Annotated in this window: 15 protein-coding genes; 9 read left to right on the top strand and 6 right to left on the bottom strand. The window is 65.0% G+C overall.

The window, feature by feature from the left end; all coding sequences use genetic code 11:
• The first annotated feature begins 65 nt into the window (after positions 1-65).
• The gene (locus AC13HB_RS05525) at positions 66-2,045 is read left to right on the top strand and encodes a S9 family peptidase (RefSeq protein WP_482948735.1); all 1,980 of its coding nucleotides are present in this window, start codon (positions 66-68) and stop codon (positions 2,043-2,045) included.
• 20 nt (positions 2,046-2,065) lie between these two features.
• Positions 2,066-2,407, top strand: coding sequence for a hypothetical protein (locus tag AC13HB_RS05520; protein ID WP_482948734.1), 342 nt, complete (start codon positions 2,066-2,068; stop codon positions 2,405-2,407).
• A 92-nt stretch (positions 2,408-2,499) separates the two neighbouring features.
• Here AC13HB_RS05520 and AC13HB_RS05515 read toward each other — a convergent pair whose 3' ends face one another.
• Entirely contained in the window at positions 2,500-3,618 is a 1,119-nt protein-coding gene (locus AC13HB_RS05515; RefSeq protein ID WP_482948733.1) for a glycoside hydrolase family 3 protein, read from the bottom strand.
• Positions 3,619-3,955: 337 nt separating this feature from the next.
• Between AC13HB_RS05515 and AC13HB_RS05510 the strand changes: the two genes are divergently transcribed.
• On the top strand, positions 3,956-5,128 hold the full coding sequence (locus AC13HB_RS05510) for a hypothetical protein (protein ID WP_482948732.1): 1,173 nt from the start codon (positions 3,956-3,958) through the stop codon (positions 5,126-5,128).
• Between the two features lie 282 nt (positions 5,129-5,410).
• Here AC13HB_RS05510 and hisS read toward each other — a convergent pair whose 3' ends face one another.
• Complete coding sequence (hisS, locus tag AC13HB_RS05505; protein WP_482948731.1) at positions 5,411-6,886, bottom strand: histidine--tRNA ligase; 1,476 nt, start codon at positions 6,884-6,886, stop codon at positions 5,411-5,413.
• 155 nt (positions 6,887-7,041) lie between these two features.
• Between hisS and AC13HB_RS05500 the strand changes: the two genes are divergently transcribed.
• The gene (locus tag AC13HB_RS05500; protein ID WP_482948730.1) at positions 7,042-7,518 is read left to right on the top strand and encodes a hypothetical protein; all 477 of its coding nucleotides are present in this window, start codon (positions 7,042-7,044) and stop codon (positions 7,516-7,518) included.
• On the opposite strand, the gene AC13HB_RS05495 is transcribed toward AC13HB_RS05500, so the two are convergent.
• The 4 genes from AC13HB_RS05495 to AC13HB_RS05480 form a co-directional block, all read right to left on the bottom strand.
• Complete coding sequence (locus tag AC13HB_RS05495) at positions 7,515-9,644, bottom strand: protein-disulfide reductase DsbD family protein (RefSeq protein WP_482948729.1); 2,130 nt, start codon at positions 9,642-9,644, stop codon at positions 7,515-7,517. The genes AC13HB_RS05500 and AC13HB_RS05495 overlap by 4 nt on opposite strands.
• A 153-nt stretch (positions 9,645-9,797) precedes the next feature.
• Complete coding sequence (locus AC13HB_RS05490; protein ID WP_482948728.1) at positions 9,798-10,580, bottom strand: SapC family protein; 783 nt, start codon at positions 10,578-10,580, stop codon at positions 9,798-9,800.
• 156 nt (positions 10,581-10,736) lie between these two features.
• Positions 10,737-11,357 (bottom strand): OmpW/AlkL family protein, encoded by a 621-nt coding sequence (locus tag AC13HB_RS05485; protein ID WP_482948727.1) that lies wholly within the window; start codon positions 11,355-11,357, stop codon positions 10,737-10,739.
• Between the two features lie 125 nt (positions 11,358-11,482).
• Positions 11,483-13,549 carry a TonB-dependent receptor gene (locus tag AC13HB_RS05480; protein WP_482948726.1) on the bottom strand — a complete coding sequence of 689 codons (2,067 nt, stop codon included), beginning with the start codon at positions 13,547-13,549 and terminating at the stop codon, positions 11,483-11,485.
• Between the two features lie 114 nt (positions 13,550-13,663).
• Between AC13HB_RS05480 and AC13HB_RS05475 the strand changes: the two genes are divergently transcribed.
• The 5 genes from AC13HB_RS05475 to AC13HB_RS05455 all read left to right on the top strand — a co-directional run bounded on the left by AC13HB_RS05475 (position 13,664) and on the right by AC13HB_RS05455 (position 18,976).
• Entirely contained in the window at positions 13,664-14,092 is a 429-nt protein-coding gene (locus AC13HB_RS05475) for a transcriptional repressor (RefSeq protein ID WP_482948725.1), read from the top strand.
• A 25-nt stretch (positions 14,093-14,117) separates the two neighbouring features.
• Entirely contained in the window at positions 14,118-15,065 is a 948-nt protein-coding gene (locus AC13HB_RS05470) for a thioesterase family protein (protein ID WP_482948724.1), read from the top strand.
• Between the two features lie 322 nt (positions 15,066-15,387).
• On the top strand, positions 15,388-17,169 hold the full coding sequence (locus tag AC13HB_RS05465; protein ID WP_482948723.1) for an ABC transporter ATP-binding protein: 1,782 nt from the start codon (positions 15,388-15,390) through the stop codon (positions 17,167-17,169).
• 121 nt (positions 17,170-17,290) lie between these two features.
• Complete coding sequence (locus AC13HB_RS05460) at positions 17,291-18,145, top strand: thioredoxin family protein (protein ID WP_482948722.1); 855 nt, start codon at positions 17,291-17,293, stop codon at positions 18,143-18,145.
• A gap of 15 nt (positions 18,146-18,160) precedes the next feature.
• Positions 18,161-18,976: a PhzF family phenazine biosynthesis protein gene (locus AC13HB_RS05455; RefSeq protein WP_482948721.1), complete on the top strand. Its 816-nt coding sequence runs from the start codon at positions 18,161-18,163 to the stop codon at positions 18,974-18,976.

The raw sequence follows: 18,976 nt of genomic DNA, 5'->3' as shown, positions 1-18,976 counted from the left end.
TTTTGCTTGCCACCCGCCCTGTGGTTGCGGCTATGCTGCGGCAGCGCTCACAGGGGGAGGCCGTCATGATACCGGCACGCATTTTCGCAACATCTGCCATCACCATTCTGCTCGCGGCCTGCCAGCCCGCAGAAGACGCGTCTCCGGGCGAGGCGGCGAACGAGGCCGCCGCCACCGAAAGCGTCGCCGAGTACGACGCCGCCACCTTCCACATGACGACGAGCTTCGGCATGGCCGCGTCCAGCGGGCACGCCTTCTCGGCCGAGACCGGACATATCCTGATCTCCTCGGACGAAACCGGCGTGTTCAACGCCTATGCGGTGGACCCGGCCAGCGGCGACCGTGTGGCGCTGACGCAGTCGGAGAGCAATGCCACCTATGCCGTGAGCTGGTTCCCCGAGGACGACCGCGTCCTCGTGACCGCGGATAATGGCGGCGACGAGCTCAACCACATCTTCGTGCGCGAGCTCGACGGACGCCTCACCGACCTCACCCCCGGCGATAATGTGAAAGCGCGATTCATCGGCTGGTCGCCGGACGGACAGGATATCTGGATCGCCACGAATGAGCGCGACCAGGGCGCCTTCGATATCTACGAGTACGACACGCTGAGCTATGAGAGCGGTTTCGTGTTCGAGAATACGGATGCGCTGCAGATCGGCGATGTCAGTCCGGACGGCCGCTGGCTCGCCCTGGTGCGCAACCGGACCTCGGCCGACAGCGACATCCTCCTGGTCGACCTCGCCGCCGACGATCCGGCGCCACAGCTGATCACGGAGCATGAGGGCAATATCGCCTATGGCGTCTACACCTTCACCCCGGACAGCGAGGCCCTCGTCTACGCCACCGACGAGCATGGCGAGTTCAACCAGGCCTGGACCTACGATCTCGTCACCGGCGAGGAAGCGCCGCTCGTCGAAGCCGACTGGGACGTCTCCTATGTCAGCTATTCGCCCTCCGGCGATTATCGCGTCGTGGGCGTCAATGCCGATGCCCGCACCGACGTGACCATCACCGACACCGGAACCGGCGAGCCGGTCACCCTGCCCGACCTGCCGGCCGGCGATTTGCGCTCGGTCCGCTTCTCGCGCGATGAGGGGCAGATCGCCTTCCTGATCAATGCGGCCACCTCGCCTTCAAACCTGCATGTGGTCGATCTGGCGACCCAGGATCACGCCCAGCTGACCAATGCGCTCAACCCGGCCATTTCCGAAGACGAGATGGTGGACGCCGAAGTGGTGCGTTTCGAAAGCTTCGATGGGCTGGAAATCCCGGGCATTCTCTACCGCCCGCACGGCGCCAGCGCCGACAATCCGGTCCCCGCCCTCGTCTGGGTTCATGGCGGTCCGGGCGGGCAGAGCCGGATCGGCTATTCCGCCACCATCCAGCATCTGGTCAATCACGGCTATGCCGTCTACGCGGCGAACAATCGCGGCTCCTCGGGCTACGGCAAGACCTTCTATCACATGGACGACCGCCGGCACGGCGAGGAAGACCTGATGGACATCGTCTCCGCCGGCAACTGGCTGCGCGAGCAGGACTGGGTCAATGGCGACCAGGTCGGCGTGATCGGCGGTTCCTATGGCGGCTATATGACCGCGGCCGCCCTCACCTTCCATCCGGACGCCTTCGATGTCGGCATCAATATTTTCGGCGTCACCAACTGGGTGCGCACGCTGCAGTCCATCCCGCCCTGGTGGGAGAGCTTCCGCGAGGCGCTCTATGACGAGATGGGCGATCCGGCCACCGATGCCGAGCGCCATGAACGCATCTCACCGCTGTTCCATGCCGAAAACATCGAGCGCCCCATGCTCGTCGTCCAGGGCGCCAACGATCCGCGGGTCCTGCAGGTGGAAAGCGACGAGCTCGTCGCCGCCGTGCGGGCCAATGGCGTGCCGGTCGAATACGTGCTCTTCCCCGATGAAGGCCACGGCTTCCGCCGCCGCGACAACCGCATCGCCGCGTCAGAGGCGTATGTGGACTTCCTCGGCACCTATCTGCGCGGCGAAGGGGCTGCGGAAGAGGTGAGCGAGTCCGGGGACTAGATTGGAAAAAGGGGATGGGGGTGAGTAAAGCAATTGCGGGGCGCGTAGTGCGGTATGCTCTCCTCCTTGGCACTGTCGGTTGGTATTTTCTCGCTGTCCGGGGTGGGCAGTCTGTGCTCGATGAATGGATCGCTCCCAGCTTGGCTGTATCAATTTTTATTTTTCTAGTTACTTCATTTATAATTATTTCAATATTTGATTATGCAAACATTGGTAAGTCCAAAAATTATAATTACAAATTATTTGAGCATATCTTTGCAAGTGCTGTAAATCTCGTCACTATAGTATCGGTTTTTATTTTGGGTGGTTTTTTTGCGATAGTAATAGGGAGCGTAATTTTTAAGACGACATTGTCAGGTTAAACTTGCCTTGAAGCGGCGCTGTCAGAAGAAAATCGTGAAAAACAGGGACACACACCATTTTATGTCCGGTCACATGTTAAACTGTCGCCTTCTCACACCCGCGCCTTCAGCGCTTCCAGCCGCGCGACCGAGGCGTCGATGCGCGCTTCCGTCAACCGGCCGCCGGCAATCGCCTCGCGGACCCAGCCGGTCACGCGCTGCGGGAGCTCCGGGTCGGGGGCGGCGGAATTTGACATCATGATGATGTCATTTCCGGCCTCGATGGCGCGGAGCACGGCTTCGCGCTGATCGAAATTCTCGCGGATGGCGGCCATGTCCAGATCGTCGGTCATGATCGCCCCGGTAAAGCCGAGCCGGTCGCGCAGGAGATCGTCCAGAATGGCCTTCGAGAAGGTCGCGGGGACGCCGCTCGGATCGAGCTCGCGATTGATCAGATGCCCGCCCATGATGAGATGGGCGGAATTTCTCTCGATGAGACGGCGGAACGGGTCCAGTTCGGCCTCGCTCCAGGTTTCGGAGATGTCGACGAAACCATCATGGCTGTCGCCGCGCGAGCGTCCGTGTCCCGGGAAATGCTTGATAGCGCAGACGGCGCCTTGCGCCTCGAACGCCTCGATAAAGGTGTGGGCGTACTCGGCGACGGCGCGTCCGTTATCGCCATAGGCGCGGCCATGCCGTCCGATCACGGCGTTCTCCGGATCGTGCAGATCGGCGACGGGCGCGAGGTTCATGTTGAAGCCGGCAGCCCGGAATTCGCGCGCGCCGATTGCGTAGATCTCCTCCGCGCCAGCCATGCCGCGCTCCTCGACCACCTGCTTGGCGCGCGGGATCCAGGTATAGCCGAGATCGCGCGAGAGACGCTGGACCAGCCCGCCTTCCTGGTCGATCGCCATCCAGGCATGCGGATCGGCCTCGCGGAAGCGGCGGGCGGAACTCTCCGCGCCCTCGCGGGAGCGCACATTATGGCGCAGGAAGAGCACGCCGCCGATACGGCGCGCGCGCAGATGGGCGTCGATGATGTCCGCACCCGTCGTTTCGGCACTGGAGCCGATGAAGCCGAGCAGCAGCATGCGGCCCACCTTCTCGTCCAGCGGCATGGCGGCGGCTTCCGCGAGCGCGGCGGGCAGGCCGGCAGCACCGGCCCCGATGGCGCAGGCCCCGGCTGCGCCCCAGCGCAACATCGTCCGGCGACTGGGCATCCTTAACGTCATCCATGTCTCCACTCTTCACGCACCGCCGGGGCGAAGGCCCCGCAGACGGTCAACCGTAAGCCAGAATGACGGCGATCTGTCAAAATGGTCATAACGGCGCAAGCATCCGGACGGACCGGCTTTGCCACTTTATGCAGGCCGTGATTGCTCACGATTGCGGCCCCTTTCGTGACTTGGCGCGGCAGGCACCCCTATCGACCTGCCGCGCCCTTTCTTTCCCGCCTCCTGTCCATGCCCGAGCACTTCGCAACATGACGAAATATTCAGACGGAAGAACTGGGCCTGTAAGATGATCAATGACAGGGTCGTGACAACTACACTGATCGAGGGACACAAAATGAAACGCATTCTTCTTGCCAGTGCCGCGATCGCGAGCCTCGGCACCGCCGCTTTCGCGATTGATGGCGACGACAAGCAGCAGACCCGCGTTCGCGTGGCCGACAACTACGGCGTGGTGGTCGCCGGCGACGGACCGATCGTCGAACTGCGCGGCGAAAACGGCGAGCGCACGCTGCATATCGAACGGGACGGCTTCGAGACCGAACTTCTCATCAACGGCCAGCGCGTCGAAATCCATGACGGCACGGTCACGGTCGACGGACAGGCCGTCGAGGCCTCGCCCAACAGCGTGGTGGTCATCGAAGGCAACGAAATCCGCGTCGTCGACGGCGGATTCGAAACGCGCTTCGACGGCGAATTCGAACTCCACATGGCCGAGCGCGCCGAGCACTTGGCGCGGATGCACGAAGACATGGACGCGATGGTCTTCGATGTCGATATCGACGGCATTCATGCCGACGTCATGACGTCCCTTCAGGCGACTCTGGAAGATCTGGACGGCGATCACTACTACCGCGGCCACGACTGGGACGAGCTGAGCGACGAAGAGCGCGAAGAGGTCCGCGAGGCCCTGCGCGAAGCCCGCGAGGAAGTCCGCGAAGCCATGCGCGAGGTGCGCGTCGAGATGCGCGAGGCCGAGCGCGAGCAGGGCGAAATGCGCCGCCACATGCGCGTCGAGATCCGGCGTGCCGGCGAGGAAATGGCCCGGGCCGAACGCGAGATGGCGCGTGCCGAGCGCGAAATGGAACGCGCAGTGCGCGACGCCGAACGCGCCGAGCGCGAGATCGTCCGCATGCGCATTCATCGCGACGGCGAGACCATGCACGGCGAGGATCACGCCACGATCCTGCGCCGCCATCGCGATGGCGAAGATATCCATGTCGAACGCCGCGACGTCCGCATCGAACAGGATGACAGCGGCCGCCGCCGCGTCTGGATAAATGGTGAGGAGCAGGAAGGCGACGATCTCGTCAACTGGCTCAACCGCCTTGAGAGCGACCGTCTCGACGGCGCGCGGGACGACCGCCGCGCAGAGCGTCACGCCGAACGCCGCGCCGAACGCCATGTCTACCGTTTCGACATGGATGGCGACGACGAGGTGATCGAGCTCGATGGCGGCGAACGCGTGGTGATTCTCCGCCGCGAAGTCGAGACCGACGACGACAACTGACCCGGTCGCGAACCGGACGGACAGAACGGGTCGGCCTGCGCCGGCCCGTTTTTCTTTGCCGGATCGCCTTCAGCGCGGGAAATCGGGACAAAAAAAGGGGCTGGCAAAGCCAGCCCCATAGATAACGGTTGGTCGATAAAGGGCGTCTCCTCCCCGAAACGCCAAAGGACAAGACGGTCAGGTCCAGTCCTGATGTGACGTTGACGCAGGCTTACCCTTGCGTCAACCCCAGTAATCCGAAGACGTGGGGATAAATACCGCGCCGATTTCGTCTTTTTGGCTCTAGTCGTTTCTTGCCGCCAGCTCGCGAACAGCCTCGATCCAGCTTTCCCGGGACACGGTCTGCTGGGCCGGTTGTTCTTCGCGCCATTGCTTGTTGTCGCTGATATCGGCGGCGAGCCGGGCGCCCAGTTTGAGATCCTTGATCGTCACCTGGCCGTTCTCGCGCTCGTCCGAGCCGACGATGACTGCGGCGACGGCACCGCGGCGGTCGGCATATTTCATCTGCTTGCCCATATTGCCCGATCCGACGAAGGCTTCGGCGCGGAAGCCCGCCGCACGCAGCTCGCCCGCCATGGCCAGGTATTCCGCGGACTGGCCCTTCTCCGCATTGACGACGAGCACCAGCGGCTTTTCCGTCGCAGCTCCGGCCAGACCCAGCGCGGACAGGGCCGCGGCGAAGCGGCTGACGCCGAAAGAGAAACCGGTCGCCGGAACGGCCTGACCGGTGAAGCGGGCGACAAGATCGTCATAGCGCCCGCCGCCGCCGACCGAACCGAACTGGATCGGCTTGCCGTCCTCGTAATGCGCCTGGGCCAGCAATTCCGCTTCGAAAACGGGGCCGGTGTAATAGCCCAGCCCGCGCACCACGGACGGGTCGAACACGGCCCGGCTTTCGCCGACGCCGATCGCAGCCAGCACAGCATGGATTTCCGCCAGCGCCGCCAGCCCGTCCTGGCCGGCCTGCGAGGCGCCGACCAGCGGCTCGAGGCGCGCGATCACATCGTCCCGGCTGCCACCACTGGCATCGAGAAAGGCGAGAACAGTGTCGATCCCCTTCGTGTCGAGGCCGGCGCCTTCGGTGAAGTCGCCGGATTCGTCCTTGCGCCCCTCACCCAGCAGTGCCGCCACGCCCTCTCGGCCCAGACGATCCAGCTTGTCGGCCGCCCGCAAGACGCGCATGCGACGGTCCGGATCGGCCGCGCCAATGCTTTCCAGCACACCGTCGAGCACGCGGCGGTCATTCACCCGCACCACGTAGTCGCCATCATTCAGCCCGACGGCACGCATGACGTCGGCCGCCAGGGCGATCATTTCGGCGTCGGCCGCAGGACTGGCCGCACCCACCGTGTCGGCGTCGCACTGGACGAATTGCCGGAATCGGCCCGGCCCCGGCTTCTCGTTGCGGAAGACATCGCCCGCCTGATAGCGGCGATAAGGCTTGTTCAGGTCCTGATAGTTCTCGGCCACGAAGCGCGCCAGCGGCGCGGTGTGGTCGTAGCGCAGGGACAACCACTGGCCGTCATCGTCTTCAAGAGCGAAGACGCCTTCATTGGGACGTTCCTCGTCCGGCAGGAATTTGCCCAGCGCGTCGGCAAACTCGAAAGCCGGCGTCTGCAGCGGCTCGAAACCCCAGCTGTCATAGACCGCGCTGGCCGTCTCGACGAGATGATGCTCGACCCGGAGGACGGAACCGCTGCGGTCTTCGAATCCGCGCGGACGGCGGGCCTTGGGTCTGAAGGGCTTCTTCGAGCTCATCTGTGTCTCCGGTCAAAGGTCTGGGGGTGTTTTCCATACCAGGGGAGGGACTGTGAACCCGTTTTGGCACCCCGGACCATGCAATTGCCGCTGATTTACAGGAAATCAAGACGATAGGTGGAATAATCCGCGCAACACCCCGGAGGAGTTCCGTCATGATCCGCCGCACCCTGCTGCTGGCCGCCCTCGTTCTCGCAGGCAGCGCCCCTGCCCTCGCCGGTCCCGGCGCCGACTTCGCGGCCTTCGCGCGGACGATCGGAGCGCAGACGGCTGAGCGCTCGCGTGAGGCTGCCGCCCGGCCGGCAGCGCCCGCCACGCCGCTGGGTATCGAGGACCCGCTCACCTTCGAGCTGGAACAATTCTCCGTCGAGGCCCTGCTGATCAGCCGCCGCATCGACGCCTCCGGCGGTCCCGTCGATCTGCGCTGCATTTTCCGCGGCATGTCGGAAGACGCGGCACGCCGCCTTGAGGCGCTCAATACCGCCGGGACGGCGGCCGAGCAGGCGCATATCTATCGTGAGATTTCCGAGCTGATGCGCGACGCCGCCGAAATCGCCCCCGCCGTGGACAGCGATGCCGATATCGAGGGCGTCGAACTGCCCGCCAGCTGCCCGGCTGCGACCCGCGACTAGCCGGCCGCCGCTTCCAGCGCCTCGACCAGTCCGGACCGGGTCAGCACGATCGGGAGAACTTCCGGCTCGCCGCTATTTGCCGGATAAAGCAGATAGAGCGGCACGCCCGCCTGGCCGTGCGAATAGATGAGCTGCGTGATTGCCTCGTCCCGATTGGTCCAGTCGGCCCGCATCTCGACCACGTCCAGGCGCTCGAAAGCCTCCTGCACATTGCGATCGTTCAGCACGGTGACCTTGTTGACCTGGCAGGTCACGCACCAGGCGGCCGTGACGTCGACGAAGACCGCCTGGCCGCCCGCCTGCAATTCGGCCACGCGCGCCTCGGACCAGGTTTCGTAACGAGCGCCATCGACGGGCGTCGCAGTCGCCGCGGGCAGGCGCGACACGCCCACCACGCTGGCGATTGTCGCGGCGAAGGCGATGGCGGCGAGGACCGACCAGGCGGCCCCCTTCACGCTGTGCGCCCAGACCGCAAACCCGAACAGGACCATGGCAATGCCGAGCAGGAGCACGCCGGTCGCGCCGGACTGGATGGAAAGCACCCAGCCCAGCCAGACCACCGATGCGAACATCGGGAAGGCGAGGAGCTGTTTGAAAATCACCATCCACTGGCCCGGCCTGGGCAGGACACGCAGCAGGCTCGGCGCGAAGGCAAAGACGACGAAGGGCGCGGCGAGTCCCAGGCCCATCGCGGCCGCGACCAGCAGCACGACGATGGCCGGCTGGGTGAGAGCCAGTCCCAGCGCGCCCGCAGCAAGCGGACCGACGCAGGGCGCGGCAACCACGACGGCCAGCACGCCGGTGAAGAAGGCGCCACGCTTGCCCGGCTGGTCGGCCAGGCCCGATCCCGCGCCCATCAGGCGGGTACCGATCTCGAACACGCCCAGCAGATTGAGGCCGATGGCGAAGAAGAGCATGGCGAGGCTGGCTACCACGACCGGCACCTGCAGCTGGAAGCCCCAGCCGACGGGCAGGCCGAATTCGCGCAATCCGACGAGGAGCGCGGCGAGCAGCACGAAACTGGACAGCACCCCGATCAGGAAGAAGACGCCCTGGAGCCGGATCGCGCCCGCCTCGTTATGGGCGACGCGGACGAATTTCAGCACCTTGATCGAGAGCACCGGGAAGACGCAGGGCATCAGATTGAGCAGCAGACCGCCCCCGGCTGCTAGCAAGAACAGCATGGCCAGATTGCCCAGCGGGAGCGGTGCGGCAGGCGGTGCGGCCGGAGCGGCGTTCTCTATCGGCGCCGTGACGGCTCCGGCTTCGGCACGGATCTCGAACGCGGCCGGCTGCCAGCCGCTGCCGGTATCGCGTTCATAGGTCACGACGCCGCCATACTGTCCGGGCTCGAGCGCGCCCTCGACGCGATAACCCGGTTCCGTCAGGAGCAGGAAACCGTCCTCGACCGGTTCGACGGTCTGGACTGCGGCATGCCGGATCAGACCGGCCTCGAAGGGGAAGAATTTCACCGAGCGCCAGCTTGCCGGGTCCCCGGCGAAATCGCCGCCGGACACCTGCAGGGCGAAACGGCCGTTCTCGACGTCCACGCCGCCGCTTAGGGCCGGGTCGGGTTGCGGCACGGCGTCCAGCGCGCCGCGCACATACCAGTAGCCGGCCTCGTCCCGGACGGGCGCCTCACCGACCGGCAGCGTCATGCTAAAGCTGCCCTCCTCCGGGATGCATATCTCTTCGCAGACGAGCCAGGTCGCGCTCAGCCCGATGGTCACGCTGTCGCCGGCATAATCGCCGGACAATGTTACCGGGACAGGCAGGACGATCTCGCCCTTGTAGCCGTAATCCATGATGTCGGCAGTGAGGGGCAGCTCGATCGGCGTCGGCCAGGCGATCTCGCCGACGCTCACCCCGTCCGGAACGGTCCAGTCGAGCGTGGCCGGCAGGCCGTTATCGCCCGGATTGCGCCAATAGGTGTGCCAGCCCTCGGGCATGACCTGATGCAGGCCGATATGAAAACTGTCGCCGGGGAGGGTCTGCGCGCGTTCGGAGACGAGTTGCGCCTCGATGATGGGTTCGCCCTGCGCCCAGCCCGGCTGGGCCGATGCAGGGGCCGCGAGGGCTGCAAAGGTCAGGGCGAGCAGAGCCGGGAGCGCAAACGGGAAACGCATTAACAAGCCTCGTGACATATCCGGAGCGGAAATCTGACGTCCGATATAGAGGGTTTTCGCGAAAGGTCTAACCGACCTCCCGGAAAGGTGATTGCAGAAATGAAAACGGCCGCACCTGAAGGTGCGTCCGTTTCAATCGCGTGATCCGTCGGATCAGGACTTGGCAGCGTCGCCGGCAGCCTTCGCGGACGTGCGGCGAAGAATGCGTTCCCAGCGTTGCAGCGAGATCATGTGCGCCATAATCGCGCCGAGATCGCCATTCTGGGCCAGCTGCTTGAGCTGGTCGCCGGACAGTTCGGCGAACTTCTTGTCGGCAACGCCCCAGTATTCCGCAACCGTCACCGGGTTTTCCGGATCCTGCGGATTGGAAACCTTGACCGTCTTGGTCTCGAGCAGATCGAGAGCGATGAGACGCTCGATGAAGGCTTCGGTTGCCTTGGCGTCATTTTCGAACGCGGACACGAAATCGACGGCCTGCTTGGTGTAGTCCGTCGGCTCGCCGTTTTCGTCGAAGAAAGGACGCTCCGGGTTTTCGGAAACGACGAATTCCGCACTCGTATCGACGCACACCGTGGAGGGCTGATCGTCCGCGTTGGACGCACTCACGAACGGATAACGGCGCACATAGGCCGGAATGTAGTGATCGTCGTCGAACGTGCCTTCGTCCGTGACGAAGACGTTCGATCCTTCGCGCAGCCCCATCACCAGAACCGGCATTTTCTTGTCGCCGAGGAAGATGATCGGATAGCTGCCGCAGGCATAGGCAAACTCGGCCGCGATTGCGGGGACGAAATGCCAGTCCTTGAGGAAATTGAACGGCTGCGAAACCGTGTTCACACCGTAAGTCTTGTGCGTTTGACGGTTGAGCGGCTCCACATTCTTGTAGAGCGGAACACTACCCGTAATGCGCGGCTCGGTGGCGGGCGCGTCGGCCATGGTACAAACCCCTTCAGTTCTTTCAGCGCTTGATAGCGGATTACCCTGCACCCGGCAACGCGAGCACGCAGGCGGTTGCCGGTGTCACAGCAAAAACGGTGCCGGACTCGCGAGGAGCCCGGCACCGCACTGCGTTTTTCGCCGAAACCGGAAGGGTCAGAAACGGCGGCCGAAGCCGACACCGACCACGAGCGGGTCGATCTCGACATCGGCGGCGATGGCGCCGTCGATCAGCACATCGGTGTCGATATCGATGTATTTGACGTCGACATTGAGGAACCAATCGTCCTGCAGGGCGAAGTCCACACCCGCCTGTGCTGCAAGGCCGAAACTGTCGTCGTACTCGATCGTGGACAGGGCCGAACCGCCCGGCAGGTCTTCATTGAAGAAGTGGGTATAGTTCACGCCGGCACCGACATAGGGACGCACCTGACCGTCCGGATTGAAGTGGTATTGGAGGGTCAGCGTCGGGGGCAGAAGGGTGACGTCACCCAGATCGATGTCTCCGGCCAGCGTGTCGACAGCCGCGACGTCGTGCGGTGTCACAGCGAGGATCAGTTCGACGGCCCACTGGTCGTGGACGAAATAGGTGATGTCCAGTTCCGGGACGATACTGGTGTCGATATCGACATCGCCACCGATGGGCGTGATCGTCGCCCCTTCGTCGGGAATGACGTTCAGGCCCCGCAGGCGAACCAGCCAGTCCCCCGATTCAGCCGAAGCCGGCGCTGCGCTGACAAGTCCCGCCGCGATGGCACCAAGAAGAAGACGTTTCATGGGAAAGCTCCTTTTGTCCCCAGATTAACTGTGGACTTTCTGGACCCTTTCCCGCACTCGTCACACTGCGCGTTTCGCCGCGCGTCAGCCCGCCGCGCGGCAGGCTGACGCACGAAGGGATTTCATCAGAAATCGAGAACGAGCGCTGCCCGGAAATTGCGCCCGGGCAGGGGCACCTGTTCCTTGAGGAAGGAGGTGTGCAGGCGTGCGTCCTGATCGGTCAGGTTCCGGCCTTCGAGCAGGACGCGAAGGTCGCGGTCCTCGAACGGCTCGAAGCTCCAGCGCGCATTGAACAGGACGTAGGACTGCGTCTTCAGCTCGCCCGGGGCGGTTTCGTCCTGGACGTCGGACCATTCCACTTCGGCGTGGAAGGTGTGCCGCTCGGAGCGCGCGGTCAGCCCGCCCATAAGCGCCAGAGGAGGAAGCCGCGGCAGATTGGTGCCGTCGTCCAGCTCGCCATCCACGTATTCCGCGGTCAGCTCGGCATCGAGGTCGAAATCGCCGATACGGCCGACCGGCCCTTCGAGGCTGGCCTCGAACCCGCTGAGCACGACGTCTTCCTGGCGGTAGGCATAGACCGGGAAACCATCCGCTTCGGCCCCGGTGGGGAAGGCCGCGATGAAGCCGTCGTAATCGGCGCGGAAGACCGCCGTTTCCATCTCCCAGTCGCCAAAGGCCGTACGCGCTGTGATTTCGGCGGAGAGGGCTTCCTCGACATCGAGCGCGGGACTGCCGGTCTCGTAGCTGCGGGTGGCGACATGCGGGCCGTCGGCGAAGAGTTCGACATCGGTCGGAGCGCGCTCTGCCTTGGACACGGTCAGGGCCAGGAAGGTGTCCCCGCGCGGCCGCACAAAGAGAGAGCCGGATGCGCTCATCGTGTCGAAGCTGCGGCTTTCGGCCGGCGTCGTCAGATCGCGCGTCTCGAGGCGCAGGCCGCCCTCGACGCCCCAGCTGTCGGCATCCCAGCGCTCGACCAGGAAGATGCCCCAGTCCTCGGTCTGCGACGGCGGCACATAGGCCTCCGGTCCGATCGCGGCGAAATCGCGATTGAAGGCCTGGATGCCGGCCGCGCCTTCCCAGACGCCGCCCCAGCGATCGACCGGGACATGGCGCGCCTCGATACGGCCTTCCCAGCCTTCGTTCAGGAAAGTGGTGCCGATCTCGTCGCCCTCGAGTTCGACATGCTCGTAATCGCCGAGGCCGAAAGAGAACTTCACGCGCTCGATATGGTCTCCGAGTTCGCGCCACTCGCCGCGCAGATCGTAGCGGGTCTGTTCGAGATCGATCCGGACGTCCTCGTCATGACCGGGCTCGCCGGGCGCAGGCGCTTCCTCTTCATGACCTGCATGACCGCCCGGTACGCCATAGAGCGAGGTCGAGCGCTTGACGGCGACGCCGACATAGCCGTTCTCGCCGACCCAGGAGACGCCGCCGGACACGGCATCGAAGGTCAGGCCGGCATTGTCTACCGTGCCTGTCGGGTGCTCTTCCTCGATGCCGGGGCCTTCTTCGGCTTCCTCGAAGAGGCGAAAAGCTTCGGACTCCGCATGACCGGGAATCTCGTAATCGTCCGCTGTCCGCGTAAGGGCCTCGAAATTGAAAACGAACTCGCCGGCATTGAAGCGGACGCGGCCAGCCGCCGTTTCGCCATTGTCGACCGAAGTCAGCCCGCCATAGAAGCGACCTTCGAAACCGTCCTCGGCACGGGCTTCGGGAATCCGGCCGTCGATCACATTCACCACGCCGCCGATCGCGCCGCCGCCATAGGCGATCGCGGACGGGCCGCGCAGGATTTCGACCTGCTGCGCTTCCAGGGCCTCGGACGCCACGGCGTGATCCGGGGAATTGGTCGAGGCATCGATCAGGCCGACACCATTGACCAGGACCCGCACCCGGTCCGAACCGAGACCGCGGATCACCGGCCGGCTGGCAGCCGGACCGAAGAAAGTGGTGGAGACACCCGGCTCGTGCGCGATCGTATCGGCGAGAGAGCCGGCAAGATTGTCTTCGAGATGACGGCGGTCCACCACCTCCACCGCACCGGCCACTTCATCCGCACCCACGCCCAGCGGCGCCGACGTCACCAGGATCACGTCATCGGTCTCTTCGCCATCCGTCTGAGCGAGCGCGGACGGCAGCCCGGCGAGCGCAATCGAAGCGGATGCCGCGGACAGGAAAAGTAACGAACGCATATTGACCCCGTTATGAAATAACATCTGATTTCGGGTGGTGATATTATAACGTTTCCGAGGTGACAAGAGGCTGCGGCTGGGAAATGCGGCCAAGTACGATTAAATATCGGCAAGATGACCAGTGATTCCCTCGATAAGGCCCTCGTGGCAGCCGAAGCGCATTGCGCGGAACGGGGCGAGAAGCTCACCCCGGTGCGCCGCCGCGTGCTCGAACTCGTGCTCACCGCCGAAGGGCCGGTGAAGGCCTATGACCTGCTCGAAGCGCTCAAACCGGGACCCGGTGCCGCCAAGCCGCCCACTGTCTATCGGGCGCTCGACTTCCTGATGACCGCCGGGCTGGTGCACAAGGTCGAGGCGCTCAACGCCTTCGTCGGTTGCTCGCACGCCCATGACGAAGGCGGAGCCGAGCTCTTCATCTGCTCCGATTGCGGCGCGGTCGAGGAACGCCATGGCGCGGAGGTTTCCACCCATGCGCCCGAAGGCTTCGTGATAGAACGCTCCGTGGTCGAGCATTTCGGCCATTGCGCCAAATGCCGCCACTGACCGGCGCTGAAGGGGACACCGGACCATGACCCGATCTGCCGAAACGACTGGCTGGCCCGAACTCTGGCGCGGTTCCGTGAATGCCTGGGAATGCGACGAGCTGGGCCATTTCAATGTGCGCTTCTATCTCGCCAAAATGGCCGAGGCGGTCGGCAATCTCGCCGAACTGTCCGGACTCAGCCCTGTCCTCCGCGCCGACGTCGCCGCGACGCTGATCCCGCGCGACATCCATATCCGCTTCCTCGCCGAAGCCCATCCCGGCGCTCCGCTTTTCATCGAGGGCGGATTTCTGGACATGCGCGACTGCGAAGCCGACGCGATTTTCGTGATGCGCCATGCGGGCAGCGGCAAGCCTGCGGCCAGCTTCCGCGTCACGCTCTCGCACACCGATCCCACGACCGGCCATGACTTTGCCTGGCCGCAGCGCTTCACGGACCGGGCCGGCGCCCTGTGCGTGGACCGGCCAGACTTCGCTGCGCCGCGCGGGATCGACCCCGCCACGCCGCCGGGCGAGGCTTCGCTGGCGAAGGCCGACCGGATGGCGCTGGAAGCCATCGGCCGCGGCCGTTTCACCCATGCCGAGATGGACGCATTCGGCCGCCTGCGCGCCGAATTCCTGCTCGGACGCGTCTCCGACAGCGTGACCAATTTCACCACCGCCTTTCCCGAGGAAGCGGAGGTGCATGCCAGGGGCGGCGGACGCATCGGGTCCGTCCTTCTGGAATGCCGCATACGCCCCCTGCGCTGGCCGCGTACGGGCGACGGTTTCGTGATCCGCTCGGGACTGCGCTCGGCGGGGCCGAAAGTGCGCAATCTCGTGCACTGGGTCCTCGAACCCGCGACGGGCAAGCCCTGGTGGACGATGGAGGGCGTGGCCGCGCCGATGGACCTGGATGCGCGCAAGCTCATCGTGATCGACGCGGAAACGCAGGCGAAGGTCGCCGCAGCGACCCGGCCCGATCTCGCCCCGTAAGGCCCGGACGAGGGCGCGCCCAGACTGTGTCCGGATAGCCACACAACTCGCGTCAAACACGAAAATGCGTCACTCCGGGTTGCGCTCCGGCGTCAGCGGTCGTAACTCCGCGCCCCCGGATCAATCGGCACGAAGAGAGCAGATCCATGAACCGAACCATCTAGGAAATCCGGGCGGCCGACGCGCTGCCTGAGCCTGCAATCCGCCCAGCCCGCAGCCCGGGCGCGGCCCTGCCGGTATCCGACGCGTCACCAGTCCTGTTTCCCAGATGCCGAATTCATGAGGACGGATAGCCCCGGACAAGAGGGGCGCCGCTGCTGCGATGACCGATACCTTCAATACCGACGAGACCCCCGACCAGCGCACGCTCGACAATCTGGAAGTGCTGGCCTACCTGACGCGCCAATGGCGCCGGCGGCCCTGGCTGCTGAGCGGCATGATCGGGTTCATGGTGCTCTCCACCCTGACCGAGCTGATGATCCCGCTCGCCGCGGGCGGGCTGATCGATGCGCTCGCCGCCGGCCCGGAAACCGGAACGCCCTGGCCGGCCTTCGGCCTCTATCTCGGCGTGGCCGTGCTCTACTACGCTTTCCGCCAGATGGCCTCGCGCTGCGAAGTGCCCTTCTCCTCGGCGAACATGGCGGACCTGACCACGGAAGCCTTCGCCAAGGTGCAGCGCTTCTCGCTGGACTGGCATGCGAACACTTTCGCAGGATCGGTCGTGCGCAAGATCACGCGCGGCATGTGGGCCTATGACAATCTGACCATGAACATCATTTTCGGCGTCGGCCCCTCGATCGCCGTGATGCTGGGCGTGGCGGGGCTGATGGCCTGGCGCTGGCCGCTCGTGGGCGGAGTGGCGCTGGCGATCATGATCGTCTTCGTGATCTCCACCATCATGCTGAGCCGCTATTACATCCGGCCGCAGAATATCCGCTCCAATGCCCTCGACAGCGAGATCGGCGGCGCGCTGGCCGATGCGGTCGGCGGTATCGCGACGGTGAAGACCTTCGGCGCCGAGGCCCGCGAGGATGCCCGCTTTCACGATCTCGCCTGGCGCTGGCGCACCGAGGCCAAGAAGACCTGGCTGCGCTTCGTCAATTCCTGGCTGGTCAACATCATGACCGACCTGTCCATGCAGGCGGGCCTTGTCGGCCTGCTCGTCTGGCAGTGGTCGCGCGGGGCCGCGAGCGCCGGCGACGTGGTCGCGGCGCTGACCGCCTACATGATCGTGGCCAGCTATATGCGCCGCTTCGGCGAGCAGGTGCAGCAGGTCCAGAAAGGCATGGACGAAATCCAGGACCTGGCGATCTTCGCGAAACAGGCCCGCGGCATCGAGGACGTGCCCGGCGCGCCCGGCTTCCGGCCGGCGAAAGGCGAGATCCGCTTCGACCGGGTCGGCTTCACCTATGCCGGCCAGATCGAGCCGCTCTACACCGATTTCAGTCTGACCATCCGGCCCGGCGAGAAGGTGGCGCTCGTCGGCCCGACCGGTGCCGGCAAGTCGACCTTCGTGAAACTCGTGCAACGCCTCTACGACGTGAATGAGGGCGCCGTACTGATCGACGGACAGGATGTGAGGGACGTGTCCCAGGCTTCGCTGCGCAGCCATATCGCGCTGGTGCCGCAGGACCCGGCCCTCTTCCACCGCTCGATCGCGGAGAATATCGCCTATGGTGCTCCCGGCGCGACGCCGCAATCGATCGAGGCTGCCGCGCGCGCCGCGCATGCGCACGCCTTCATCGAGCGCCTGCCCAAGGGCTATGACACCCTGGTCGGCGAGCGCGGGGTGAAGCTGTCCGGCGGCGAACGCCAGCGCATCGCCATCGCGCGGGCCATCCTCGCCGATGCGCCCATCCTCATTCTCGACGAGGCGACCTCCAGCCTCGACAACGAGACCGAGCGCGACGTGCAGGCAGCGATGGAAACGGTCATGGCGGGGCGGACGACGATCCTGATCGCGCACCGCCTGTCCACCATTCGCAATGCCGACCGCATCCTCGTCTTCAATGAAGGCCGGATCGTCGAGCAGGGCTCGCATGAAGAGCTCGCGGCGAATGATGACGGCGTCTATGCCCGCCTCGCCTCGCTCGCAGCCGGCTAGGCCCGGCATGGTCCGGAAATCAGGTGACAGGGCTGTGCATTCTCACAGTCCTGTCACTGGCGGACCTGCGAAACGCGTGCTTACCTGCCCCGCAGTTCCGGTTTTTCCGAAAGTCCCTGTCATGCACCGTTTCGCAGTAGCCCTGCTCTCATTCCTCGTCTTGATGGTTCCGGCCCACGCCACCGATCACCACGAGGGCGATGCGCATCCGCGGCCCTATGACCGCAATTTCGACGCCATGCCGGTCGTCGACGAGGCGATGGCGCTGGCGCGGAACGAGAACAAGCGCCTCCTGCTGGTCCTCGGCGCGAACTGGTGCCATGACAGCCGCGGCCTCGCCCATCATTTCGAGGACGCAGACGTCGCGGCCCTGCTCGACGCGCACTACGTCACACGCCACATCGATATCGGCTGGCGCGACCGCAACCAGGACATTCCCCGGCGCTTCGGCGTCACTGCGATCTATTCGACGCCGACCGTCTTCGTGATCGATCCGGAGACCGGCGACTTGCTCAATCGCGGCGACTGGAACCGTTGGGGCATGGCAGCCTCCGCTTCGAGCGAGGCCGTGCATGACTGGCTCGAGCGCTGGTCGCAGCCGCGCCACGACCCGGCGGACGATCTCGTCGTCAGCTCGCTCATCTACCAGTCCATGCTGGTCGAGATCGATATCTACGAAGACGAGGAAGGCGAGCGCCTGGCGGCCGCCTATCGCGAAACCGGCCCCTGGCTCGATGCCGAACCGGAAGACCGCCCGGAGGATTTCGACGCCATGATGCGCGAGATCAGCCAATGGCGCCGCGCTTTGCCGCAGACCGTCACCGCCCTGCGCGAGGAAGCGCATGCCCGCGTGATGGCCGCACTCGAGGAAATCGCCGGCGATGCCCCGGTCACGCTCGACACGGTCGCCATTCTCGACGCACGCGACCCGCACATCTCACTGACTTTCGAACCGCACGACAGCGAGCGCTGGTAGAGGAGCGTCCCGCCCATGACCGCACTGCCCTATTTCGAGGTTCATTCCTTCGCCGAACCCGGTCAGGCCTTCACGGGCAATCCGGCCGGCGTGTGCCTGCTCGACAGCTTCCCGTCCGACGATGTCCTGCTCGGCATCGCCAATTCGAACAATCTGTCGGAGACCGCCTTCATCGTTCCCGCCAAGGAGGTCGACGTCTGGTCGCTGCGCTGGTTCACGCCCTCGGTCGAGGTCGATCTTTGCGGTCACGCGACCTTCGCAGCCGGCGCAGTCCTGTTCGAGACGGGCCGGGTGCGGGGCGAGACGGCGCATTTCGAGAGCCGCTCCGGCCGCCTCGATGTGGGACGCGATACGGCGGGCTTCGCCATGGACCTGCCGCGCATCGGCTATCGCGAAACCGGGATCGATCCGGACGTGCAGAGCGCGCTCGGCCTCGCCGGAGATGCCGTCGCGGTGTACGACGTCGAACGCATTCACGGCGCGCGCTATCAGATGTGGGTGGTCGAGGACGAGGCCGCAGTTCTTGCGGCCCGGCCCGATCATGGCCGGATGCGCGAGATCGGCATCAACACCATCGTGACGGCGCCCGGCGACCGAACCGATTTCGTCTCGCGCTTCTTCGCGCCGGCATCCGGCGTCGACGAGGACCCGGTAACCGGCTCCGCCCACTGCACGCTGGCGCCTTACTGGTCCGGGCGGCTGGGCAAGCCGCGCCTCACCGCGCGCCAGATCGGACCGCGCCCGGGCTATCTGGAAGTGGCGCCGGCAGGCGAACGCGTGGCGCTTTTCGGCCACGCGCCGCTCTATCTGTCGGGCGAGATTACCGTGTGA

It is taken from the genome of Maricaulis sp. B-26 (assembly GCF_056857855.1).
Note: the sequence above shows the minus strand (reverse complement) of the source record. Positions and strands in the feature narration are given on the sequence as shown.

Excerpts from the sequence above, each read along its gene's own strand:
- AC13HB_RS05500 (WP_482948730.1), top strand. The coding sequence starts at position 7,042 with ATGATCCGCCGCACCCTGCTGCTGGCCGCCCTCGTTCTCGCAGGCAGC.
- AC13HB_RS05460 (WP_482948722.1), top strand. The coding sequence starts at position 17,291 with ATGCACCGTTTCGCAGTAGCCCTGCTCTCATTCCTCGTCTTGATGGTT.
- AC13HB_RS05490 (WP_482948728.1), bottom strand. The coding sequence starts at position 10,580 with ATGGCCGACGCGCCCGCCACCGAGCCGCGCATTACGGGTAGTGTTCCG.
- AC13HB_RS05485 (WP_482948727.1), bottom strand. The coding sequence starts at position 11,357 with ATGAAACGTCTTCTTCTTGGTGCCATCGCGGCGGGACTTGTCAGCGCA.
- AC13HB_RS05510 (WP_482948732.1), top strand. The coding sequence starts at position 3,956 with ATGAAACGCATTCTTCTTGCCAGTGCCGCGATCGCGAGCCTCGGCACC.
- AC13HB_RS05465 (WP_482948723.1), top strand. The coding sequence starts at position 15,388 with ATGACCGATACCTTCAATACCGACGAGACCCCCGACCAGCGCACGCTC.
- AC13HB_RS05475 (WP_482948725.1), top strand. The coding sequence starts at position 13,664 with ATGACCAGTGATTCCCTCGATAAGGCCCTCGTGGCAGCCGAAGCGCAT.
- AC13HB_RS05455 (WP_482948721.1), top strand. The coding sequence starts at position 18,161 with ATGACCGCACTGCCCTATTTCGAGGTTCATTCCTTCGCCGAACCCGGT.
- AC13HB_RS05515 (WP_482948733.1), bottom strand. The coding sequence starts at position 3,618 with ATGACGTTAAGGATGCCCAGTCGCCGGACGATGTTGCGCTGGGGCGCA.
- hisS (WP_482948731.1), bottom strand. The coding sequence starts at position 6,886 with ATGAGCTCGAAGAAGCCCTTCAGACCCAAGGCCCGCCGTCCGCGCGGA.
- AC13HB_RS05495 (WP_482948729.1), bottom strand. The coding sequence starts at position 9,644 with ATGCGTTTCCCGTTTGCGCTCCCGGCTCTGCTCGCCCTGACCTTTGCA.
- AC13HB_RS05470 (WP_482948724.1), top strand. The coding sequence starts at position 14,118 with ATGACCCGATCTGCCGAAACGACTGGCTGGCCCGAACTCTGGCGCGGT.
- AC13HB_RS05480 (WP_482948726.1), bottom strand. The coding sequence starts at position 13,549 with ATGCGTTCGTTACTTTTCCTGTCCGCGGCATCCGCTTCGATTGCGCTC.
- AC13HB_RS05525 (WP_482948735.1), top strand. The coding sequence starts at position 66 with ATGATACCGGCACGCATTTTCGCAACATCTGCCATCACCATTCTGCTC.